Source organism: Nonlabens dokdonensis DSW-6 (assembly GCF_000332115.1).
Classification (GTDB): domain Bacteria; phylum Bacteroidota; class Bacteroidia; order Flavobacteriales; family Flavobacteriaceae; genus Nonlabens; species Nonlabens dokdonensis.
On the sequence record NC_020156.1, the window covers coordinates 3048918 to 3072637 of the forward strand.

The following is a 23720-nucleotide window of genomic DNA, read 5'->3' on the forward strand; positions in this document are numbered from 1 at the left end:
AAATTACACACAACGTCTCGTATATGAAACGTAGAGTGGAAAAAGACGCTATAGTTTCGGATTATACACAAGCCGAATTTTTTAATTTTTCTTATTATCTTTTTTTCTTAATAAGCCAAATTAAAAAATTTGACGGACTAGCCAATATGGCTTAACTTAGATTAAGCAACTGAATAGCAATGAGCTATATACGACTTAAGTTTGAATCTTATTAAATTTAGATATAAATAAGAAAGAACAAAAGAGAGGAATAAGGTTATTATATACGCAGAGACCTAGATCTCGTCAACATTGAAAATCACCTCTCTCTTTCTACACAGATTTCGTACAGTTCTATGAGGCTTTTTAGACCTCGATTTTAAGTCGTTGAAACTCGCGTAGGTAGTCCTTTCAAAAATCATTTAGTTATGAATAAAGATATTAAATTTTATGGAATTGATATCAGCCATTTAGTCTTTGATGTTACGGACCATTGTGGAGATCATTATCAGTTTAAAAACTCTCCTGCAGGATTCAAAAAGTTTGCAAAACTCTTAGATCAAGATAGTCATTGTGTAATGGAAGCAACAGGATATTATCACTATCAATTAGCTTATTATTTACTAGAAGAAGGTATCAAAGTATCGGTAGAGAATCCATTATCAGTAAAACGATTTATACACTTGTCTCCGACGAGTTACGCTTTCGCGAAAGCGTGACGAGAGGAAGACATTTGTCCAAAATAAAGACCGATAAGAGTGATTCAAAACTAATCTGTGAATATGCAAAGCAGGTTGAATTAAAGCTCTGGAGAGGTAATTCTAAGCATCAATTAGAGTGTCTTCAAATGACTAGACTGCTTGCTGTGTATACAAAACAAAGCACAGCGCTTAAAAATAAACTACATGGAGAATCGGTACTAGGAAATCCAAGTAAAGCAGTTGTAAGCTCTCTTAAACGTAGTTTACGACAAATTAAAAAAGAGATGGAAATGCTAGAGGAAAACTCCAGATCTTAGTTAAAGAAGTTCATAGCGATGTGCTATCACGATTAAAAACGATACCAGGAATAGGAAAGAAAACAGCGCTGATGCTAGTGGTTCTAACCGATGGATTTGATCGATTTACCAGTGCTGCAGAATTATGTAGTTATGCCGGATTAACACCAGTGATAAGAAAGAGTGGAAGTAGTGTAAAAGGAAGAAGTAGGATCAGTAAAATAGGAAATCAAAAATTAAGAAACCTATTATTTATGTGCAGCTTTAATGCATGTAAATACAACAAGGCATGTAGAGAAATTTATGAGCGAATAGTTGCCACTTGTCTCCGACGAGTGAGGCACGATCGAGAGGAAGACATGAGTAAAAAACTAGCCCTAATTGCTGTCTGTAATAAGCTCTTAAAACAAGCCTTTGCCATAGCCAAATCAGGACTCATTTACGATGATTCTTACAGAAGTACTCTAGTTATAAAATAAAGCGGATTTTACTTGTTTTTTACCACAGTACTTTGTTGTGAGCTGGCTTTTTACAGGTATTCAATTAAGCTAATTTTTTGCACCTTATGTTTTTTAAATTTTATTGGATTCAGTTGTAAAATTATATCATCACTTTTATATTCAATCTCAACTTGTTTTGGTAATAAATATTTAGTTTTATTTCTTTTGAGGTCGTTGAAATATTGAATATCTTTTTTGAACCGATTTGTAACGTATTCTTTTAAGTGTGATAATTTTATACTATCCAAATAACCAATAGCTCTTTCAATCGAATCAATTTCAATTTGAAATGTTTTTTTTGCTCCAAGCGTATCTTTAGGTTGTAATAAGTGGCCAAACAAATGCAGTAAAATGTAAAATCTATCATCAATTTTTAAATTACAATCGATTTTAATACTTAAACCATCAGATTGTCCATTAATTGGATGCTTTAAATTGTTAGAAGCATCAACTATAATTCCAATTTTTTTCAATTCATTTAGTAAAATGCTATAATCATTTTTTTTTATCATTATGGCTTGAGCATTTGAGAACCAATATTAGCAGTCACTTGTACAACAAAATCTTTTAATTCTTTATAAAATACAGATTCTGTTAACCTTTTTTGATTAATTATTTTGTGATAGTCTTTAAAATCTTTAAAGTTATATTCAAATTGATTTATTATACTATCATAAAAATCTTTTGGTAAGGAATCAAAAGCTTCCCTAAATGAATTGGGGTATATTATTTCTAAATATTGATTTTTATGAGATGTAATGATATTTAAAACTAAATCTTCATCTTCAAAAAGGATTTTTTCTGCAAGCCAGAAGTCGAAGTGTTCATTATCGTCTTTATAATTGAAATCTGAAAATGGGATATTTGCAATATTATTATTTTTCAAGGCCTTTTCAGTTGCTATGTCTGGTACTCGAGCGGTTAAAAGAGTATTGACCATAAAGTACGGACTTTTCGATTTCGGTTGATTTTTTTTATAGTAAGTAATCATTTTATTTAATCGTGAATGGTTGATATGGTAAATAAAATATTTACTTTGACTATTCCACTCTGATACATTAAAATAACATCTGTTTGCGTCTATGTTTAATCCCTCTAAATTTAAATCTAAAAGAGCATATATCTTTTTTGACATTAAACCTTGAGAATCGATACAATTTAAAATGTATGACTTTTCTAGAACTCTATAAATTGAACTTAAATTCCTGCCAAAAGTTTCTGCAATTGAGCTGGCAAAATCACAAGAAATTGGATAATTAAAATGAATATACCTTATTCCTCCAAACTCATTAATTTCGATAGTTTTAGCTGCTTCTTCTTTGGAACTTTCACAAATAAACTCAACTAATAACTTCCTTGAATCATTTGCAAGATTTATAAAAACTTTAATTGGTTTATTTTCAATCCAAATCCTTCCATTTCTCAAGTCAAAATTATTAGCTTTGAGTTGTTTATATAATAGCATTCTTAAATATTCGAAAATCGATTTTTCAATATCAGCTTCTTTATTCGCTAAATCGCTAAAAGATAAATTTATTAGATGTAATTTGAAGTTTTCCAAAATGTTTTTTTAAGCTTGCTCACAACGGTAAGGCTATGATTCGTTTCACGCATCAACCCTTACCGTTAATTCTTAGTTGATTGCTTTAAAGATATTACTTTGATCTAAATTACTGTCTTCTCTTTGAAATGAATTATCGCTAGTGTTGTTAAATGTCAATCATTTGCCACTCGTCAATAAATGAAAATAAAACTTCATAAGGAATCTATGCCCTTTATACCTGAGTATAAGGGACGTTGATTTCTGTAAGATCATTCTGTAGCTGTCATAATTTCAGAGTGTTAATGCGTATTTCTATTCTATTTACGCTACCTTTTACAAGTTGTTTGTACGTTTTTACGTTCTGAAAACACGAGTTTTCAACGATGCAATCGAAACAACTTGAAAGGCCAGCTACATCGTAATATCCAGCATAATACTGCTAAATTAAACCTGTGCTCAGAATAGGATCGATGAATTTCAATGTTGCGAAATCGTTGATTTTTTTCAACGGTTAGTATAAGAATAGTAGTGGATTAAAACTCGATAACTGTTCGGTTAAGCACAAAGCTTTTTTATATTCACTTACTTTGGATTTAGCACTAAAACCGCTATTATTTTTATACATTGTTACCCAACGTATTTTTCTTCATTCCAAAGTTCAATCCTTTTTTCTATTTCTTTTATCGGAAGCCTATTATTTAATAGCATTAATTGTTTGATTTTTTCAATTGCGTCTTGAAAACTTATCAGATTTTGAATTAAAAGTACATCAAAGAGATAAATTATTCCACGAACTTCAATTTTATCTTTACTGGCTTGTTTTCTTAGTTTTCCGTCACCAGTTAAAAGAATTCCTGACATTTTCTTACTGTAATACCAAACAGAACAATCTTCAAAACTTAGTCCAGTACTTTTTCCCAAGATTGTAGTTATACCTTGAAAATCTATTGTTTCTGTGGTTTCTATTACCGTAAGTTTTTTTCCATTGTTTAAATTTGTAATTGGTGTCTTCTGCTCATCATTTAATTCATCAAGAACAAAGTCTGTCGTATGTAAATCAAAATCTAATTTGGAAAAAGCATCTATAAGTTCGAGTTTTACTAAGTCGATTAAGATATTAGCATCATTAATAACAATTTTCATAATGCTAAAACTATATTAACGAACTTTCCTTAACATTCTCAATATTCTTATTTAATAGTGAGGATGCTTTACTTATGGAAATGTTTTCTTGGGATAAAGCTCTGTAAACTAATTGTTCGAATCGAGAAGATTTTTCTGGGGTTTCAAAACGTGACGCGTTTACTTCTCTATTTAAAGAAGGATTAAACCTAGTTTTTTTATAAAAATCGGTATGTCGTTGTTTACTCAAAATTCCAGAATCAACTAATCTATATACAATTGCTGGAATACTTATTCCGTATTTTTTTTGAGTAGCGATTAATTCAGCAAGAGTAATGTGGTTTCTTTTTCCGCCAAATTCTTTAACAACAATTTCTCTAGGGAAGAGAAATTCAGCTGCAAATTTGTTACAAAACTGTTCTTCTTTTTTGGTTTCACAATTAGGAAGATTGAGTAGTAAATGTCCTAGTTCGTGAAGTAAAGTAAACCTCTTTCGTTCAACAGGGAAATTTCCATTAACAACAATTACTGGGTATTTTCCATTAACATAAGTAGCTAAACCATCAAACTTGTCGTCAACGTCATACAACTCAATAACTTTAATTTCTTTATCTTCTAATAATTGTATAATATTATGTATTGGGTCAATGCCAATATTCCATTCAGTTCTTAATTCTAGTACTGCTCTTTCTACGTCTTCCAATTTGTTAATGCTAATATTCTTTATTGCGTTTTTAAAACGATAGTCAATAGAAAGAGTGTCTTCTAACCAAAGATAATTTTCTAAATTAATTTTGATTTGTTCTTTTAAAGAGCTTTGTTTTTTTATCGAAAAACTAGATTTTTTTCGAAAATTTATTTCGCCTAGTTCAACTTGAAAAGAACTAAAGAAATAGTCGATTTTCAATCCGAATAACTTTGATAATTTTAGAAATTTTGAACTAGTCGGTATAGCTTCACCATTTTCATATTTGCTTACCATTTGCTTTGAAACACCTAACTCGTCCGCAACATTTTGTTGAGACAAGCATTTAAGTATTCTTGCATTTTTAATGCGATTAGCGATTAAGTTTTCCATCATTCAAGTTTAGTGGTTGACAAAAGTATATAAATTTAATGAATTGTCAACTAAAAAACAAAATATTAACGGTTTTCTTATATGTTGGGTAACGGCAGTTCGTCTCAAAACTGCCTAAATTTAGTTTAAATTTACGTTAGAAAAGTGATGTGAATAGATTTTGAGAAAATGAGTTGGTATAATTATTTTAGGTTTGAAAAGGCTTAAAAATGTTGATAGGAGCTTAAAAATGGCTTTATGGCGTTGTTTATTAAGTATAAAGGCTAGTTTTCCTTGCTCTTTGATGATGTTTAGGATTCTTTTGAGGTTGTATGCGATAGCGATGAGGCCAAAATCTGCACTGGCGTTCTGGATTCCTTTTTTAGTAATAATGTGATCAAAACCCCATTGGCGCTTTATGGTGCCATATAGATGTTCTACGATGGCTTGTCTTTTTTTATAGATCTCTGGTTGTTGTTGTACTCGTTTAAAATTAGCTTCTATGTACTGTTTGTATTCGCTACGCTGGACTATTTTACCGTTTGCTTTTGATGTGGTGCATAGCGATCTGACTGGGCAGCTTTTACAGGCGCTACTCTTATATTGCTTAAACTTATAATTACGTGCTTTGTACCAGTTTCCATTGCTTTTAAGCTCGTGACCTTGCGGACATTGATAGCTGTCAGATGCTTTATCGTATTTAAAATGTTCTACGTTATAAGCTGGATCGGGCGCTTGACTTTTACGTCCTATAGCTGGTATGGCTACTAGGGTATCGATACCTAAATCGTGTGCTGTTTTAAACTCGCTGCCCGTGTGATAGCCTTTGTCGTAGAGAGCGGTGAATTGGTTGGTTTTAAGGATGGATTTTGCTCTGCGCAGCATGTTTCCCATCGCTTTTTTATCATTCTCGTTAGTAACTTTATAATCTAGGAGTACTTTATGGTCAGCATCTACCGTGGTTTGTGCGGTGTAGCATACTTCTGTGATCATCCCACGAGTAATTTGGTGCCTGCTATCTGGATCGCTGGTGGACAACTGTGGGTTTTCGGTCGTGGTATCTTCCTTCAGCGTTTTATTGATTCCTTCGTAACGCTTGCGCTGTTTGTTGTGCTTGTCGATTTGGTCTTTGTGGTCTTGCTTTTCTTGGTCGTTGTCCGCTTTTGCAAGAGCGGTATTATGCTCCTCTAATTTTTTATCGATGTACTCGATGTGTCGGGCTACTTTTTTGAGGTTGTAATTGTTTTTCTTGCTGTTTTGAGCTCTGAGTTTAGTGGAGTCTCCAGCGATTAAGGTGGCGCCTATCAGGTTGTGGTTTTGGGCGATACTCACGGTGGCTCTAAAGACGCGTTTAATGGCTTTGGGGTTGTTTTTTCTAAACCTAGAGATGGTGTTGTGGTCTGGTTTGAGATTGCCTAGTAACCATATGAGCTCAATGTTGCGATTACATTCCAGTTCTAACCTTCTGGAGGATCTCATGCGGTTCATGTATCCATAGATAAAGAGCTTGAGAAGATCTGCTGGATCATAAGGTGGTCTTCCTTGAGATGCTAGTGATGCAAAGCCTAGTTGTTCTAAATCGAGACTGTCTACAAAGGTGTCAATAGCTCTAACGGTGTTATCAGCGGCAATCATGTCATCTAGGCATGTGGTGTATAAAGTGAGCTGACTACGCGACTCTTTTTGCAAGTATTCCATATATAAATATCGGAAAAATCGATATAAATATCAAGCAGAATGGGAGAGTTTTGAGACAGTCTGACGTCTCTGTATATGGCTCGTAGCGTGCAAATTATGAAAATATTTTCGGATGAAGCACGAGCCGAATTTTTTAATTTTTCTTATTATCTTTTTTTATCAATAAGCCAAATTAAAAAATTTGGCGGACTAGCAAATATACCTTAACTTCGATTAAGCAACTAACTAGCTATGAGCTATATACGTTGTTGTAAGCAGTTTTTATTTTTCCGATATTTCAAATCTAAATTTAGCAAGTTCTTTAGTCTTTTCTCTAACAGCAGCAATCATATCAAAGTGTATTTCTATTAAGAACTTTTTTTCCATTTCGTTTGAATGTATATCCGTGTAATTCACATTCAATTCGAGTGGTGGAAAAAAGTCTTCTAATGATTTTTTCGGTCCTTTTTTGCCAATTTGGTTAACCATATACAACCAATACAAACTAATGAAATAGTCAGGAATAACAATTTCAGTTTCTCTATTTTCATTAGAATATGGAAGTATAAAATTGAAATTTCCACCAATATTATCTTCATTAACATCAAAAGCCCATTTTATATTTGCTTTTTTAGAGTCAATAGTCAAAAAATCATCTCCGCTTTCCCATTTTACGCCTTTGTTTTTACAAATAACTTTTTGTGCTTGATTTAGGTCGAAAGTCCAAGTCCATCTAACATTTTTTGCAACACCAAATCCGATATTATTAATTCCGATTTTCAATTCGTTAAATCCGTCTATTTTTTCATTTTCCTCCTTTTTATTCTTGTAAGAATACAGATAAATTGAATCAATTTCATCATCAAAATCTCCTTTATAGACATAAAATGAAAAGTTTGCCATATTTATGTCTGGATGATAACTATGAACTCTTTGCTTACGCATTTCATTTATAGTAAGAAGAGCAATAATTGTAGTAATAAAAGTTATTGTGGCGATAACTATATTTATCCAATCAGCAGTAGTTATGTTTAGTAAAATATTCAAATGTTTCTATTTCGGATATTGGTTTGGTTAAATTGCTTACAACGGTTAGTATATGGCAAGTAGGGCAGTAGAAAGCAGTAACCTTTCATGTTTGCACTGAGCCAAAGCGTTGTATTTTGTTTTTATCTTGTTCATTTTAAAAGCCAAATCAACGATTTGGCGTTGTTTGTAAATAGCACTGGACTTTCCTAAACCGCTGAAAGCCCTATTTGCTATATACAGTGTTACAGGCAGTTTTTATTTTTAGAATGTTTCGTATTCATATCTAAATATTTCTCTGTTTCCATTAAAGTCTTTCTTGACGAGTTCAACTTTGTCAGTCTTATCATATTTATATGAATAGACTGTTTTTTGCTCTCTACTTAGGTTCTCTTTAACAAGCTTTGTTAATTGTCCTTTTGAGTTGTAATTATAGGTTTCTATTCTTGTCTGATTGTCGTCCTCATCTAGCAATTTCATCTCAATCAAATTACCGTTTTTATCGAAGCTATCAATTCTGAATAACCTTTCATCATCTTCGGTATAATGTTCAAGTCCATTTTTGATTTTAACTTCATCCAAATATCTTTTCTCACTAACTTTTGTTCCATTCTTGTCAAATTGAACTTTTGTTACATACTTTTTGTCGTCCAAATATTCATAATGGTATTGAACATAAATCTTGTCATTTTGAAACCTTGTTTCAAGTAGCCATTTCATGTCATTATCCTTTACATATACATTCTTCAATATGATTTTCCCATTCTTATCATATTCTGAATATGTGCTGATATTCTCATTTTCTATAGATGTTCGTTTCCTGAAAAGTAGACTGTCCTCAATTTTGTACATCAATTGGGCGCCATCTTTATATTTATAGTAGTAACCATATCTAAATGAACCATCTGTCGAATAGTGTTTTTTCTCAACCATTCGGTTTTGGTCATCCCACTTGTAAGTCGATTTTCGGACGGCATTATTCTCCATTCCTATTGTAGTAATAAAATTTCCATTTGTGTCAAATTCCATTGAGGATGATAAAAGAGTATCCCTGTAGAAGGTTACTTTTTTCAGTTTATGCTCCTTGGCAAATTCATTAGTTGCTTGTCCAATGATTAGCTTATTGAAAATACGTTCAGGTTCATGCTGTATTTTACTCTGTGCAAAACCAACTTGTGAAATAAGAATTAATATTATTAGTAGTCTAACTATCATTTGGTTCAAATTGCCTGTAACGGCAGTTCGTCTCAAAACTGCGTGATTTCAGTTTAAATATACGTTAGAAAAGTGAAGTGAATGGATTTTGAGAAAGTGAGTTGGTAAGATTATTTTTGGTTTGAAAAGGCTTAAAAATGTTGATAGGAGCTTAAAAATGGCTTTATGGCGTTGTTTATTAAGTATAAAGGCTAGTTTTCCTTGCTCTTTTATGATGTTTAGGATTCTTTTGAGGTTGTATGCGATAGCGATGAGGCCAAAATCTGCACTGGCGTTCTGGATTCCTTTTTTAGTAATAATGTGATCAAAACCCCATTGGCGCTTTATGGTGCCATATGGATGTTCTACGATGGCTTGTCTTTTTTTATAGATCTCTGGTTGTTGTTGTACTCGTTTAAAATTAGCTTCTATGTACTGTTTGTATTCACTACGCTGGACTATTTTACCGTTTGCTTTTGATGTGGTGCATAGCGACCTGACTGGGCAGCTTTTACAGGCGCTACTCTTATATTGCTTAAACTTATAATTACGTGCTTTGTACCAGTTTCCATTGCTTTTAAGCTCGTGACCTTGCGGACATTGATAGCTGTCAGATGCTTTATCGTATTTAAAATGTTCTACGTTATAAGCTGGATCGGGCGCTTGACTTTTACGTCCTATAGCTGGTATGGCTACTAGGGTATCGATGCCTAAATCGTGTGCTGTTTTAAACTCGCTGCCCGTGTGATAGCCTTTGTCGTAGAGAGCGGTGAATTGGTTGGTTTTAAGGATAGATTTTGCTCTGCGCAGCATGTTTCCCATCGCTTTTTTATCATTCTCGTTAGTAACTTTATAATCTAGGAGTACTTTATGGTCAGCATCTACCGTGGTTTGTGCGGTGTAGCATACTTCTGTGATCATCCCACGAGTAATTTGGTGCCTGCTATCTGGATCGCTGGTGGACAACTGCGGATTTTCGGTCGTGGTATCTTCCTTCAGCGTTTTATTGATTCCTTCGTAACGCTTGCGCTGTTTGTTGTGCTTGTCGATTTGGTCTTTGTGGTCTTGCTTTTCTTGGTCGTTGTCCGCTTTTGCAAGAGCGGTATTATGCTCCTCTAATTTTTTATCGATGTACTCGATGTGTCGGGCTACTTTTTTGAGGTTGTAATTGTTTTTCTTGCTGTTTTGAGCTCTGAGTTTAGTGGAGTCTCCAGCGATTAAGGTGGCGCCTATCAGGTTGTGGTTTTGGGCGATACTCACGGTGGCTCTAAAGACGCGTTTAATGGCTTTGGGGTTGTTTTTTCTAAACCTAGAGATGGTGTTGTGGTCTGGTTTGAGATTGCCTAGCAACCAGATGAGCTCGATGTTGCGATTGCATTCCAGTTCTAGTCTTCTAGAGGATCTCATGCGGTTCATGTAGCCATAGATGAAGAGTTTGAGAAGATCTGCTGGATCATAAGGTGGTCTTCCTTGAGATGCTAGTGATGCAAAGCCTAGATGTTCTAAATCGAGACTGTCTACAAAGGTGTCAATAGCCCTAACGGTATTATCAGCGGCAATCATGTCATCTAGGCATGTGGTGTATAAAGTGAGCTGACTGCGCGACTCTTTTTGCAAGTATTCCATATATAAATATCGGAAAAATCGATATAAATATCAAGCAGAATGGGAGAGTTTTGAGACAGTCTGACGGTTTTGTATATAGAAAGTTGCGGTTTTTGTTTGTTATTTTTTGGCATTTTAGTTAATTTAATTTCTTACTGGTTTTTGTGTTGTCAATTAGTTGAGCAATTTTCTATATACCGTGTTGTGCATAGTGTAATTTTCGTTATGTTTGGTTTATGACTATACAAGAATTTTTAGACGAACACTACCAAAGACTTTCGGATTTCACTTCAAAACAAATATCTGACTTTAATCAAGACTTCCCTAACAAGGCAGACCACTTTATAAAACGTTCTCATTATTTAAGTCAACAGATAATCGAAAACTCAAACGATTTGATATCCGATGTATACTCGGATGAAAATTTAGACCCTGAACAACGAGTTATTATAAAAGGTACTTCTATACCGATGACTCAATTTTTACTAATGGGTGTGTCTAAAAACCAAATAGAGTGTTTAAAAAGATTTGATGATGCAGTGGAAAAGCTTTTTATTCAGTCTTTTGAATGAATGTTCCGTAAAGATTTTCTATTTCTGGATCTACTTTTATTTCGACGGTAAAAGGCAATAAATCTTTAACTTCATCTCTTTGGCTAATATCGATTGCTTGCTGAAGTAATCTCGTTAGATACATACTTATTTTTAGGTTAATCTGCGATAACAGTTTTACTTTTTTTTCAAGTTCCTCATAACTCGGTTTTTCTTTTGTTGTACTCATAGTTTGTTTTATATTATGCACAACGGTCTTGGCTATGCGCAGTTGCGTGTCTCAGCCTTATGTTTCTAAATATAACCAAACCGTAGAAAATTTCGCAGAAATTTTTGGGATGAGCAAGAACCGAGCAATTGCGTATAGCCAGTGTTGTGCAACGTTAATTCGCGAAGTAATTTAATATTCGGTATTCAATTTTAGTGTTGGTTGCACTTATCACTTCAAGTCTCAATCCTCTAAACCCAATAATTCTATCTTCACTTAAATCGTACTGCAAATCTTGTGTAAAAGCAGGTCTTGCATAATCATTTACAAACTCTCGGTATATAAATTTAATTCCATTTCCAACTTTACCATTATAAATGAATTCCTGCTTATAATAATCATCACTTTTAATTGGTCTTTGAGTAGAAACGTATTCTATCTGATACTTTGAAGGTTTTAATCTTAATCCAGTTCCTGTAGGTCCTGTGCTATAAACTTTTGGCATTTCCCCATTTTTTGAAATAGCTATACCATAAGTTTGGTCATTCACATTTTCATACAATTCAAAATCTTCCGTTTCAAATTTTTTGATAAACGTTTCTCCTACCTCTAAAGTTTTTACCAGCATATTCGGCTTAATCTTTACTTCCTTAGTTATTTCTATCGCACTATATTTTTTCGCAGTTTCCTTAGAAACAAGGGTAATTCCAATTTCAGAAGTGTTTATTTCATTAATCTCAGGCGTGAGAATAGTTTCGGAATTTGGTATTACGGGAAATTTTTTGATTCCGCAAGATGTAATAAAAACAGACAATAATAGTAAAGTGTAAATTTTTTTCATTTTTTGTTTTAGTGTTTGGTTATAATGTTGCACAACGGCAGTTCGTCTCAAAACTGCCTAAATTTAGTTTAAATTTACGTTAGAAAAGTGATGTGAATAGATTTTGAGAAAATGAGTTGGTATAATTATTTTAGGTTTGAAAAGGCTTAAAAATGTTGATAGGAGCTTAAAAATGGCTTTATGGCGTTGTTTATTAAGTATAAAGGCTAGTTTTCCTTGCTCTTTGATGATGTTTAGGATTCTTTTGAGGTTGTATGCGATAGCGATGAGGCCAAAATCTGCACTGGCGTTCTGGATTCCTTTTTTAGTAATAATGTGATCAAAACCCCATTGGCGCTTTATGGTGCCATATAGATGTTCTACGATGGCTTGTCTTTTTTTATAGATCTCTGGTTGTTGTTGTACTCGTTTAAAATTAGCTTCTATGTACTGTTTGTATTCGCTACGCTGGACTATTTTACCGTTTGCTTTTGATGTGGTGCATAGCGATCTGACTGGGCAGCTTTTACAGGCGCTACTCTTATATTGCTTAAACTTATAATTACGTGCTTTGTACCAGTTTCCATTGCTTTTAAGCTCGTGACCTTGCGGACATTGATAGCTGTCAGATGCTTTATCGTATTTAAAATGTTCTACGTTATAAGCTGGATCGGGCGCTTGACTTTTACGTCCTATAGCTGGTATGGCTACTAGGGTATCGATACCTAAATCGTGTGCTGTTTTAAACTCGCTGCCCGTGTGATAGCCTTTGTCGTAGAGAGCGGTGAATTGGTTGGTTTTAAGGATGGATTTTGCTCTGCGCAGCATGTTTCCCATCGCTTTTTTATCATTCTCGTTAGTAACTTTATAATCTAGGAGTACTTTATGGTCAGCATCTACCGTGGTTTGTGCGGTGTAGCATACTTCTGTGATCATCCCACGAGTAATTTGGTGCCTGCTATCTGGATCGCTGGTGGACAACTGTGGGTTTTCGGTCGTGGTATCTTCCTTCAGCGTTTTATTGATTCCTTCGTAACGCTTGCGCTGTTTGTTGTGCTTGTCGATTTGGTCTTTGTGGTCTTGCTTTTCTTGGTCGTTGTCCGCTTTTGCAAGAGCGGTATTATGCTCCTCTAATTTTTTATCGATGTACTCGATGTGTCGGGCTACTTTTTTGAGGTTGTAATTGTTTTTCTTGCTGTTTTGAGCTCTGAGTTTAGTGGAGTCTCCAGCGATTAAGGTGGCGCCTATCAGGTTGTGGTTTTGGGCGATACTCACGGTGGCTCTAAAGACGCGTTTAATGGCTTTGGGGTTGTTTTTTCTAAACCTAGAGATGGTGTTGTGGTCTGGTTTGAGATTGCCTAGTAACCATATGAGCTCAATGTTGCGATTACATTCCAGTTCTAACCTTCTGGAGGATCTCATGCGGTTCATGTATCCATAGATAAAGAGCTTGAGAAGATCTGCTGGATCATAAGGTGGTCTTCCTTGAGATGCTAGTGATGCAAAGCCTAGTTGTTCTAAATCGAGACTGTCTACAAAGGTGTCAATAGCTCTAACGGTGTTATCAGCGGCAATCATGTCATCTAGGCATGTGGTGTATAAAGTGAGCTGACTACGCGACTCTTTTTGCAAGTATTCCATATATAAATATCGGAAAAATCGATATAAATATCAAGCAGAATGGGAGAGTTTTGAGACAGTCTGACGGTATTGTATATGGCTCGTAGCGTGCAAATTAGCAATTATTTTTCGGTTAAGCACGAGCCATATTTTTAATTTTTATGTTTAATTTTTTACAAAAAAAAGTAAATTTAAAATATGGCGGACTCGTAAATATGCCGTAATTTTGAATTAATCAACTAACTAGCTATGAGCTATATACGTTGTTACCTGCTGGCTTTATTCCGAATTTTTTATTTAAAATATTCTTACAATTCCAACTCCTAAATTCCAATTATCATAAGCATTGAATTTTAAATCATAACTCAGATTAAAAATGACTTCATATTTGCTATTTATCTTGATATTTGGCTCCAAACCTAAACGCACTAAAGTAAACGTTTCTTCTTCGGCATATTCTATTCCTACACCTGCAATGATGCCTAACTGGTGAATAGGCTTGAAGGTTGTAGCAGCTACTAAAGAAATAGGATAAGAACGTTCTATAATAGCGCCTTCTTCAGCATTACGACTTAGGTCTTGTACGACAAAATCTTCTATAATTATATCTGTATGAATTCCTATTGACCATTTTTTAGACAGACTGCGATTATAACTCATCATCCAAGATGGTAAAGCCAGCCATTTTGTTTTCTCATTTTGGATACCTTGGCTAATGTGCGCGTGACCTACCAAAATACTAAAACTGTTTTTATGATGTTCTGTGTGGCTCACAGCTTGTTGGTTTTGTGCGGCAATTGTTTGCGAGAGTAATCCGAACAAAAAACAAAAAATAAAAGCAATTTTATTTTTTTTAAATTTTTTCTTATGGTTCATAATTTTTATCTATTACAGTGTGTACCCATTCAATAGCTAAACTCAATGTATCAAAAACTCCATACGGTTTATTGTAAAATTTTCTTTCAAACTCAGCATTAGAGCGCATTTTTTGGGTCTTAGGTACTATTGCTATGGCTACCAAGTTTAGTATCTTTTCAGTTTCAGGATATATAAGAGGATTAACGGCATATGAATTTACACGGTTAGAGATATATACCATATCCTTACCTTTAAAATGCTTTTGAATAATATCGTTTAATTCTTCCTCGTGTGGCATATTTACCAAAACACCTTCCTTAATTTGTATAATCAAAAATTGGTCAAAAATAAAAATGTCAGATTCTTTTAGATTATAATGATGAAACATTTCCAAATAGCTGATTTTAATGGTACTTATTTTCTAGTTTGAGTTTTTTCCGATGACTTTCTTATAAGATAATAACTTCCTGAAAGCCCTATTAAAAGTATGCCCAAGCCAAGATAATAAAGTGGTTCTTTATCTAATTTTAAATCAATGATATGTCTTGATAATCCTATGATAGCTACCAGAATTACGACTTCGGCATGGACAACATTTTTTTCCAAATAAATCTTCATTGTTTGAAGAAGTTCAATACCAATTAGCACAAGCATAAAACCACCAAAAATAGTGTGTAGCGAGAGTAAAATGTTCTGTTCTAATGTAACTGTTTGTGAGATACTATCTACGATACCGTTATATAGAAGCCATAGGAAAACAACAATGCTATAAAGTACTACAGCGAGTAAAGCGGTAAGTAAAACGATAATAAGAAAACGTTCTATTTTAACAACTATGTTCAATATTTTTTTATTCTGACTCATAAACTATCTTTCCTTCTTTTATAGTATTTAAAACTTTGATGTCTTTTATGGCTTCAGTATCTACTTTTAAAGGGTTAGCATCCAGAATTACAAAATCTGCTATTTTACCTTCGGTTAGTGTTCCTTTTTTGTTATCTTCCCAATGCTGATATGCACTCCAATCTGTAATACATTTCATTGCTTCATAAGGTGTTAATCGCTCATCTGCACCAATTGATTTTCCGCTTCGTGATGTTCTACTTACCGCTGTCCAAACCATACGCATTAGGTTTGGTAATGCTACTGGTGCATCTGTATGAATAGTAAGTTTTAGGCCTTTATCTAACGCTGTACGTGTTGGACTAATTTTTTGCCCTAGTTCTTCTCCTATTAATTGCTCGTGCCAATCTCCCCAATAAAATGTATGTAATGGAAACAGCGAGACAATAACATTCAATTGTTTAAGCGAATCCAATTGGTCAGGTCGTATATATTGTCCGTGGATAAGTACGTTACGTAAGTCTTTTTTTCCTAATTCTTTTTCGGCAGCTTGCAAACCTTTAATCATTTGGTCAGCAGCAGCATCGCCATTGGCATGGGTTAATATCTGCCAATTGTTTTTATATGCCATTTTATAAACATCAGCAACGTCGTTATCATCTGGTATGGCTGGATAACCTTTGTAATCTCTTGGTGCGCCATCTGGCGGCAGTAGATAGGGCTCTGTTCGCCAAGCAGTTCTTCCTTGCGGCGAACCATCGAGTGTCATTTTTATACCACCAATTCTGTAATGACCATTGTACTCTTTTGAATTCCACTTTGTATCCATATATTTTGCCGATGGATAGTCCATGTAAGATACCACATCAATATCAAACATTCCTTTATCTGCAAATGCAGCCATAATTTCATGCTGTTGCATTGCTTTGCCTTCTTGAATAGTGGTATATCCATAACTTTTGGCCATTTCTAAGCCTGCTTGCATTTGTTTGGCTAAATTTTCTGGTTTAGATGCAGTTACTGCTTTTGCCATATAGGGAATAGCAGCTAGTTCTTCTAAAACACCATTAGGTTCTTTACTGTTGGGCATCCTTCTGATAATTCCGCCTTCTGGGTCTGGTGTTTCTGAATTAATCCCAACCATTTCCAAGCCTTTAGAGTTCATTACGCAAAAATGAGCTGAAATATGCATAATCATAATAGGATGCTCTGTTGAAACTTTATCCAAATCTTCCTTTGTAGGAAAACGTTTTTCTTCAAGCTGTGAATCATCAAATCCGAGACCGAAAATCCAACCTGTAAGTTCAATGTTTTCTGGTGTAGCCCAAGTTTTTAATGTACTTATAATATCATCAATGTTTTTAACTTGCGCATCTGGTGGCGGTAATAAGTTAGCGCCAGATGCTTGCGGACCGAATCCAAAAAAGTGAGCGTGACCATCAATAAGGCCTGGAAAAAGTGCTTTTCCTTTTAAATTTATAACCGTCGTACTATCGCCTTCAAGTTCTAAAACTTCTTCTTTGGTTCCGATTTTTTGTATTATACCATTTTTTTCAGCTATCGCTTCTACGTATGCAGGTTCATCGCCTTCCATAGTTATGATATCTCCATTTATATAGATTGTATTGGCTGCTTGTTCTGGTGTTGCCCTTTTAGTTGAATTGTTACAACTAAAAATGCAAAAAGGAAGACATAATATGATTAATTTTTTCATCATTTATTATAGATTTAGTTTATTAAAGAAAGAATGTAGCTCCTAAACGAATCGTTGTTGCTTCGTTAGTGAAATTAGGGAAATACCCAATGTTTGCTTTTAGTTTGTTGGGAATTATCATATGGTTAAGATTAAACTCTCCAGACCAATTGTCATTCCATTCTCCATCGGTATTTAGGTAGGTTAAAATAGGGTTTACAAATAAAAACCACCTTTCGTTAAAGCTAATACTTACATTGGCTTGCACCAAAAAACCTGTGCTTGAAAACTTAAATTCATCAGGAATAAGGTCGGTGGATGGCTCTGTGACGTGTACAACACTTAATCCTGGAAACATCAATATTTTTTTTGATAAAGCAAAACCATAGACTGAACCTGCCGAAAGTACAAAACTACTTGTTCCAAGACCATCTTCAAATTTTCCTGTTGGTAGCGTTATATCTAAAAAAGGTGCGATAACATTAAACTTTTCAGCTGTCATTTCACGTTTTACTACTGCGAAATAGCGTAAGCGTACATCGCCTAATCCAAAAGCAGAAGTGGCATCATTGTGCAATATCGGTATTTCGGCAAGGATTAAGTTATTAGGATTGAATGTATATTGTATATTTCCTCTAAAGCCATAAAGATTTGTGCCATCCTTTAAAGAAGTATATTCAAACTGAGTATTGACTTGTGTATAGAGATTTGTAGGGTTTGAGGCGTCAACTTCATTTTGTGAATTTGTAGCTTTATCTTGTGCAAAATTTGTTAAACAGTAAAAGCATAAGATAAAAGTTATATAGTTGTATTTCATAAATTTTGATTGTTGCTAAGATTATAATTGCAAATATATTGAGATTATATTAATGTTATTACGAATGTTTGTTTAGCTTGCAGGTAACGGTAAGGCTATGATTCGTTTCACGCATCAACCCTTACCGTTAATTCTTAGTTGATTGCTCTAAAGATATTACTTTGATCTAAATTACTGTCTTCTCTTTGAAATGAATTATCGCTAGTGTTGTTAAATGTCAATCATTTGCCACTCGTCAATAAATGAAAATAAAACTTCATAAGGAATCTATGCCCTTTATACCTGAGTATAAGGGACGTTGATTTCTGTAAGATCATTCTGTAGCTGACATAATTTCAGAGTGTTAATGCGGATTTCTATTCTATTTACGCTACCTTTTACAAGTTGTTTGTACGTTTTTACGTTCTGAAAACAAGAGTTTTCAACGATGCAATCGAAACAACTTGAAAGGCTAGCTACATCGTAATATCCAGCATAATACTGCTAAATTAAACCCAAGCTCAGAATAGAATCGATGAATTTCAATGTTGCGAAATCGTTGATTTTTTTCAACTAGTATATATGAGCAATTTAATTAAAAACTATATACTAACCATACCGTTTTGGGCGTATATGAGAACTTTTTTGGTATTTTTTTTATATTGCGCTTTTAGGTGTATATGAGAACTTTTTACGAATTTCAACAATTGTTGACAATTAAACGCTATGCGAGTAATACCATAGAAACTTATATAGGTTTGCTTATTCCGTTTCATAAAACGATAGGAGTAGACAAAGATCTAGGAATGTTGAGCGATTTTGAAATACTAGAATATTTTAAAAATATTGTTCTTAACAACAACTATGCAGCTGCTTCTCAAAAGCAGCTTTCTAGTGCCATAAGATTGTATTATAAAGAAATGTACAATCGTGAGGTAGATTTTTCTACTCTCGCCACACGACCAGTACAGCGAGCACTTCCTGTTATTCTTTCTAAGCAAGAGGTAAAACTCATTTTGAGTGTACTAAAGAATAAAAAACACATCGCGATGCTTACGACCATTTATGCCTTAGGTTTAAGAAGTAGCGAGCTTATTCATCTTAAAATAGTTGATATAGATGGGCAGCGCAATCAAGTATTCATAAAAACTGCCAAAGGTAAAAAGGATCGTGTCGTCCCTTTTCCAGAAAAGCTCAAATTTCTACTGCGTGATTACATTAAGGAATACCGTCCTAAGGAATACCTTTTTGAGGGCAGCGGCGGCGGTCTTTATTCTACTGCAAGTCTACGAGCGGTTTTTAATAAGGCCAAAAAAGCAGCAGGCATCAAAAAATACGTAACGCTTCACGGCTTGCGTCATGCTTATGCGACTCATCTCATGGATGCTGGCACAGACGTGAGAATCATTAAAGAACTTTTAGGTCACAACGACATCAAGACCACGCTTATCTATACGCACGTGACTCAAATAACGCTGGAGAACCTTCCTAGTCCATTAGACTTACTGTAAATGTAGAACGATGTAAGTATTGCTACCGCTTTCGCGAAAGCGGAACTAGTAAAAACCTCTTTTTTATATTCCAAAATTAATTCCTACCACAAAAGCACCATATTTTCTGCCACTGGTCATGCTATACACATAATCCACACGGAAAGGCCTGAACTTGCCAAAACCTATGTTATCGATTCCAGCGCTGGCCTCAAAATACGGCCTGCGGTCGGTAAACAAAGCTTTACCGCTCAAGATCAAATCATAATTGAGCTGATTCAAACCTGGGATTTTGCCCAGTACAAATCCTTTAAAATCGTGCTGCAAGTGAATTTGAGCATAATCACTATTAGTACTGTAATCGTAGTAATTCAATAAGCCAAAACCATAAGGATTTAACGCCTCTAATTTAAAACGCAAGCGGTTGCCATTAAAATGCTGGAAGTCTACAAACGAGATCTCCTCGCCATCTATAAATGTACCGGCATTCATCCAGTAACTACTGCGGCCTAGGTTGCCCATATCAAAGCTCTGATACAAATTTGCACTCAACTGGTGAAAGTTGTTACCACTCTCGCTACCGGCAAAACCACCTTCATATCGCAGTGCAATTGTAGGGTATTTCTCGTTGCGTATGTTGTACTTCTGGTCAGGATAACTCTGGTATTTCTGTCCTGGTCGTATGGTAATTCCTAAGCCTAGTTTAAGAACTTCATGCTCTGTAATAAAGGCATTTCTATTATTATCCAGTTCTACGGGATTATTACTGGTATAATCTACATCACTTTGAGTAAACCACACTTGGTCGGTCGTGTTGTTAAGTGGTTGCCTTCTCTCATAGTTTGCTCTGGCACTCAAATAAAAACCATTGGCCACTTCTTCATAATAGCTGGCGCCTACAAAATCTACTTCATAAAATTTGGCAAAATTGCGTTCAAAGGCAAGACTAGAAATCGTGTTTTCTAAAGTACTTATAGGATTACCGTTGTTGATTTGTCTTGCTTCCGTTCCAGCGGCAAGAGAGATATTCCTTCTATTAGTTCTATTAAACCTATAATTTGCTCGTGCGGTGTAGCGCAGTCTATCGTCTGAGATTCCATAATTAATATCACTACTTATATACAGGCTGCGGTTGTAGTCGTCATCAAAACCTTTAGAGTAACTAAAACTGGTTCCCAGTACATAACCTTGCACGGTATTGAATCCTTTAAAAGAGCCTAAATCGATCAAGCCATCGTAGCTGTAGCGCTCGTTTTTATTGCTATTTCTATACGTATAACCAGTAAGAAGTGAAGTCATTCTAAACTTATTATTCACACGATCTACACTGTCTTTATATTTAGGATCGTTGCGCACTTTTGCAATACTGTCTTTAACGATATAATTTTTGCTTTCTTCTACCGTAAGCGGTACTGGACGTTTTTTATTCCAGTAAGTGGTATCTTTTTTATTGGCATCGAGTTCAAAACTCAAGACTTGTGGTCCGAAGCTGTCTTTATCAAACTGCGGCGCAAAATCATAGTTGGTATAATTGGCAATAAACCTTCCATTTCCTTTAAAGCCCAAAAATGCAAATTCAAAATCGATACTCTGTGATCTTTTGATCCAGTCGCCGCTGCTAGGCTCATAGGTAAAGTCTTGATTAAAAGTCAGTTTTTCAATCACTGGCACGTTAATGTTTTCACCTAGAGTAGTAAGCTCCAGACCGTAAATAGTCCATTGATCTTCTACGATATAAATAATACCGTTAAAAGTATTATCCTTAGGACGTTTAGAAGTCACCTCTATCTTGTTGATCAAAAATTGATTCTCGTCATAAAAAGCACCTAGTAATTTGTATTTGTAATAGCTAAAAGCATAGTCTGCAATAGGAGAGACGATGCGGTTGTTTAAATCGATGTTGTTGTTATAGAAATCAAAATTAGCACTCTCTGCACTGTTAACGCTAAAGCCGTTATCGTCTCCAGAAATTTTACTCGCAATAATATGTTCTTTAAAATCGTCTGGAGCGTCATAAGCGATTTTAGAAACCGTTTCTGACAGGTAAACTACACCACTGCGCGTTATGGAATCCAGCGATCCTTCCATATCGCCTATTTCTTCTCCCATAAACTTCTCCGGTACATCTTTCATGCGCCATAAACCACGGGAATAGAAGTCTGCTTTATAGCTAGAAAATTTCTTACGGTTTTTCTCTCTGTTTGCAATGGCTTCTCTTATCACACGATTTGCAGGATTCACTCCAGAATTTACTACGACTGTTTCTAGAGAGGCTACTTCTTCTTGCATGGTTACATCTAGAACCTGACCGTCTTTTTTATAATCTACTACAATGGTTTGCGGCTGGTAACCTAAGGACTGAAAGACAATCTCATAATTTTTAAAACCATCTAATTTTAAGGAATAACCGCCATCGATGTTTGTGGTGGTTCCTTTGTAGGTTCCTTTAATGTAAATAGAGGCAAATGCGATAGGTTCATCATTGGCATCAGTTAAAGTTCCAGTAAGTTGCGCTTGCGCAAAAACGGAGACTAACAAAGCTATAATAAATGTAACAGCAGTTTTAGTAATAAAATTCATTTGGGTTGGTTTTATAACGTTGCAAATTAATAAAGCCTTGCCAATTTATTGTGTTAACAAGCTTTATCTATTGTTAAGACGTGAAGGTATTAAAATAGTTGTCTGTAAAGCAGCCTTTTTTTCTTTAAGGTAGAGAAAAGGTGTAGTTCAAGTTCATGAACAACCGATTACTTCAACTATAGGAGAATCAAAGATCGTCAGTTCGAAAGAATAAAAAAATAAAATGAAGTCAAATCATTACCTAGGTGCGGAATTGTTTCTTCACCGCATCGAGCCTGCGTTTGTTATCGCGGTCTTTTAAAGTTTCTCTCTTGTCGTATAACTTTTTCCCTTTTGCAAGAGCGATATCTAATTTTGCCAATCCTTTTTTATTGACAAAAAGTTTTAATGGAATAATCGTGTTACCAGTATTTGCGACGGCTTTTTCTAACTTTTTAAGTTCCTTGCGGTTCAATAAAAGCTTGCGTTCTTGTTTCGGCTGGTGATTAAAATAGGTGGCATGAGAATATTCTTGAACCGTCATGTTAATAATAAACAGCTCATTATTTTGAAACTCACAAAAGCCTTCGGCAATACTCGCTTTTCCTAATCGTATGGCTTTAATTTCAGTTCCAGCCAGTACAATTCCTGCCGTATACTTGTCCAGTATCTCGTATTCAAACCGCGCTTTGCGATTCTTGATCTCTATTTTGTTCTTAAATTCCATAAATACGGGACAAATATACTTTAATAGGTTATGGAATCTCTTATATCTTTGTGAAATGAAAAACAAACTTTATTTACTTTCTGTCATTTGCCTAGGAATTATTTCATGTATTGATAAAACGCCAGACGCGCGTGAGATCATGGATCAAGCCATGCAATCGCATGGTACATCAATTGCTGGAAACGGGACGCTAGAATTTAATTTTAGAGGGATTGATTACTCTGCTACTCGAGAAAATGGTCGTTTTACATATAAAAGACACTTGACGATCAATACCGACTCGATCATAGACCAGCTCGATAATGACGGTTTTACACGTTTTAAAAATAATCAACCACTCCATCTAGCAGACTCTCTTTCTACGAGGTATGCTGCTAGCTTGAACTCAGTGGTATATTTTGCTCAGTTGCCATACAGTCTTGATGGCGATGCGATTTATGTCAAGTATATTTCTCAAGACACTATTCAAGGACAAGCCTATCATGAAATCGAAGTGACATTTGACGAAGATGGCGGTGGAGAAGACCACGAAGATGTGTTTATGTATTGGGTAAATGTAGATGATTTTTTTATAGACTATCTCGCTTACTCGTACTGTGAGGAAGAATGTGGTTACCGCTTTCGCGAAAGCGAGAACAGAAGAAACCTCAATGGGGTGACCATCCAAGATTATAACAATTATAAGTCAGAAAAAGCACAACCAGACTTGTCCAAAATGGATGATTTGTTTGAAGAAGATAAGCTGATTAAGTTGAGTGATATCGATCTCAAACGAGCTGAGTTTACAAAGAACTAGTTTCCTTTTTATAATTTAATTCCAAATTGCTTCTTAGAATACCGTGGAAGAGGTAGAGT

21 protein-coding genes and 1 pseudogene are annotated in these 23720 nt (G+C 34.8%); 4 read left to right on the forward strand and 18 right to left on the reverse strand.

Annotated features, from left to right (window positions below):
• Positions 1 to 407 precede the first annotated feature (407 nt).
• Positions 408 to 1455: pseudogene (locus DDD_RS17745) on the forward strand (IS110 family RNA-guided transposase).
• 50 nt (positions 1456 to 1505) lie between these two features.
• Here DDD_RS17745 and DDD_RS13350 read toward each other — a convergent pair.
• The 8 genes from DDD_RS13350 to DDD_RS13385 form a co-directional block, all read right to left on the reverse strand.
• Positions 1506 to 1988, reverse strand: a complete 483-nt coding sequence (locus DDD_RS13350) for a hypothetical protein (protein WP_015363442.1) — start codon at positions 1986 to 1988, stop codon at positions 1506 to 1508.
• Positions 1988 to 3037, reverse strand: a complete 1050-nt coding sequence (locus DDD_RS13355) for a hypothetical protein (protein WP_015363443.1) — start codon at positions 3035 to 3037, stop codon at positions 1988 to 1990. Before DDD_RS13355 ends, DDD_RS13350 begins: the two co-directional genes overlap by 1 nt.
• Before the next feature lie 609 nt (positions 3038 to 3646).
• The gene (locus DDD_RS13360; protein ID WP_015363445.1) at positions 3647 to 4162 is read right to left on the reverse strand and encodes a PIN domain-containing protein; all 516 of its coding nucleotides are present in this window, start codon (positions 4160 to 4162) and stop codon (positions 3647 to 3649) included.
• A 10-nt stretch (positions 4163 to 4172) separates the two neighbouring features.
• A complete protein-coding gene (locus DDD_RS13365) occupies positions 4173 to 5219 on the reverse strand; it encodes a helix-turn-helix domain-containing protein (RefSeq protein WP_041567174.1) in 1047 nt (348 codons plus the stop codon).
• A 120-nt stretch (positions 5220 to 5339) separates the two neighbouring features.
• Complete coding sequence (locus DDD_RS13370; protein ID WP_015363452.1) at positions 5340 to 6896, reverse strand: IS1182 family transposase; 1557 nt, start codon at positions 6894 to 6896, stop codon at positions 5340 to 5342.
• Positions 6897 to 7157: 261 nt separating this feature from the next.
• Positions 7158 to 7922 (reverse strand): hypothetical protein, encoded by a 765-nt coding sequence (locus DDD_RS13375; protein ID WP_041567175.1) that lies wholly within the window; start codon positions 7920 to 7922, stop codon positions 7158 to 7160.
• Between the two features lie 243 nt (positions 7923 to 8165).
• Entirely contained in the window at positions 8166 to 9116 is a 951-nt protein-coding gene (locus DDD_RS13380; protein ID WP_041567176.1) for a hypothetical protein, read from the reverse strand.
• A gap of 48 nt (positions 9117 to 9164) precedes the next feature.
• Positions 9165 to 10721 (reverse strand): IS1182 family transposase, encoded by a 1557-nt coding sequence (locus tag DDD_RS13385; RefSeq protein ID WP_015363367.1) that lies wholly within the window; start codon positions 10719 to 10721, stop codon positions 9165 to 9167.
• Positions 10722 to 10936: 215 nt separating this feature from the next.
• Here DDD_RS13385 and DDD_RS13390 point away from each other — a divergent pair, with 215 nt between their 5' ends.
• Positions 10937 to 11272: a hypothetical protein gene (locus DDD_RS13390; RefSeq protein WP_041567177.1), complete on the forward strand. Its 336-nt coding sequence runs from the start codon at positions 10937 to 10939 to the stop codon at positions 11270 to 11272.
• Here DDD_RS13390 and DDD_RS13395 read toward each other — a convergent pair.
• The 8 genes from DDD_RS13395 to DDD_RS13430 all read right to left on the reverse strand — a co-directional run bounded on the left by DDD_RS13395 (position 11253) and on the right by DDD_RS13430 (position 18110).
• Positions 11253 to 11480 carry a hypothetical protein gene (locus DDD_RS13395; protein WP_041567178.1) on the reverse strand — a complete coding sequence of 76 codons (228 nt, stop codon included), beginning with the start codon at positions 11478 to 11480 and terminating at the stop codon, positions 11253 to 11255. The genes DDD_RS13390 and DDD_RS13395 overlap by 20 nt on opposite strands.
• A gap of 154 nt (positions 11481 to 11634) precedes the next feature.
• Positions 11635 to 12300, reverse strand: coding sequence for a hypothetical protein (locus DDD_RS17340; protein ID WP_015363451.1), 666 nt, complete (start codon positions 12298 to 12300; stop codon positions 11635 to 11637).
• A gap of 63 nt (positions 12301 to 12363) precedes the next feature.
• Positions 12364 to 13920 (reverse strand): IS1182 family transposase, encoded by a 1557-nt coding sequence (locus DDD_RS13405; RefSeq protein WP_015363452.1) that lies wholly within the window; start codon positions 13918 to 13920, stop codon positions 12364 to 12366.
• 276 nt (positions 13921 to 14196) lie between these two features.
• Positions 14197 to 14673, reverse strand: coding sequence for a hypothetical protein (locus DDD_RS13410; protein ID WP_146250832.1), 477 nt, complete (start codon positions 14671 to 14673; stop codon positions 14197 to 14199).
• Between the two features lie 91 nt (positions 14674 to 14764).
• Positions 14765 to 15145, reverse strand: coding sequence for a hypothetical protein (locus tag DDD_RS13415; protein WP_236613414.1), 381 nt, complete (start codon positions 15143 to 15145; stop codon positions 14765 to 14767).
• A 26-nt stretch (positions 15146 to 15171) separates the two neighbouring features.
• The gene (locus tag DDD_RS13420) at positions 15172 to 15621 is read right to left on the reverse strand and encodes a phosphate-starvation-inducible PsiE family protein (RefSeq protein WP_015363455.1); all 450 of its coding nucleotides are present in this window, start codon (positions 15619 to 15621) and stop codon (positions 15172 to 15174) included.
• Entirely contained in the window at positions 15608 to 17317 is a 1710-nt protein-coding gene (locus DDD_RS13425) for an amidohydrolase (RefSeq protein WP_015363456.1), read from the reverse strand. Before DDD_RS13425 ends, DDD_RS13420 begins: the two co-directional genes overlap by 14 nt.
• A gap of 19 nt (positions 17318 to 17336) precedes the next feature.
• A complete protein-coding gene (locus tag DDD_RS13430; RefSeq protein WP_015363457.1) occupies positions 17337 to 18110 on the reverse strand; it encodes a hypothetical protein in 774 nt (257 codons plus the stop codon).
• 659 nt (positions 18111 to 18769) lie between these two features.
• Here DDD_RS13430 and DDD_RS13435 point away from each other — a divergent pair.
• Positions 18770 to 19600, forward strand: a complete 831-nt coding sequence (locus DDD_RS13435) for a tyrosine-type recombinase/integrase (RefSeq protein ID WP_015363458.1) — start codon at positions 18770 to 18772, stop codon at positions 19598 to 19600.
• Positions 19601 to 19663: 63 nt separating this feature from the next.
• Here the strand turns inward: DDD_RS13435 and DDD_RS13440 are convergent, their stop codons facing one another.
• Positions 19664 to 22159, reverse strand: a complete 2496-nt coding sequence (locus DDD_RS13440) for a DUF5686 and carboxypeptidase regulatory-like domain-containing protein (RefSeq protein WP_015363460.1) — start codon at positions 22157 to 22159, stop codon at positions 19664 to 19666.
• A 241-nt stretch (positions 22160 to 22400) separates the two neighbouring features.
• Positions 22401 to 22865, reverse strand: a complete 465-nt coding sequence (gene smpB, locus DDD_RS13445; RefSeq protein WP_015363461.1) for an SsrA-binding protein SmpB — start codon at positions 22863 to 22865, stop codon at positions 22401 to 22403.
• A gap of 55 nt (positions 22866 to 22920) precedes the next feature.
• Here smpB and DDD_RS13450 point away from each other — a divergent pair, with 55 nt between their 5' ends.
• Entirely contained in the window at positions 22921 to 23661 is a 741-nt protein-coding gene (locus DDD_RS13450) for a DUF6503 family protein (RefSeq protein WP_015363462.1), read from the forward strand.
• Positions 23662 to 23720 lie beyond the last annotated feature (59 nt).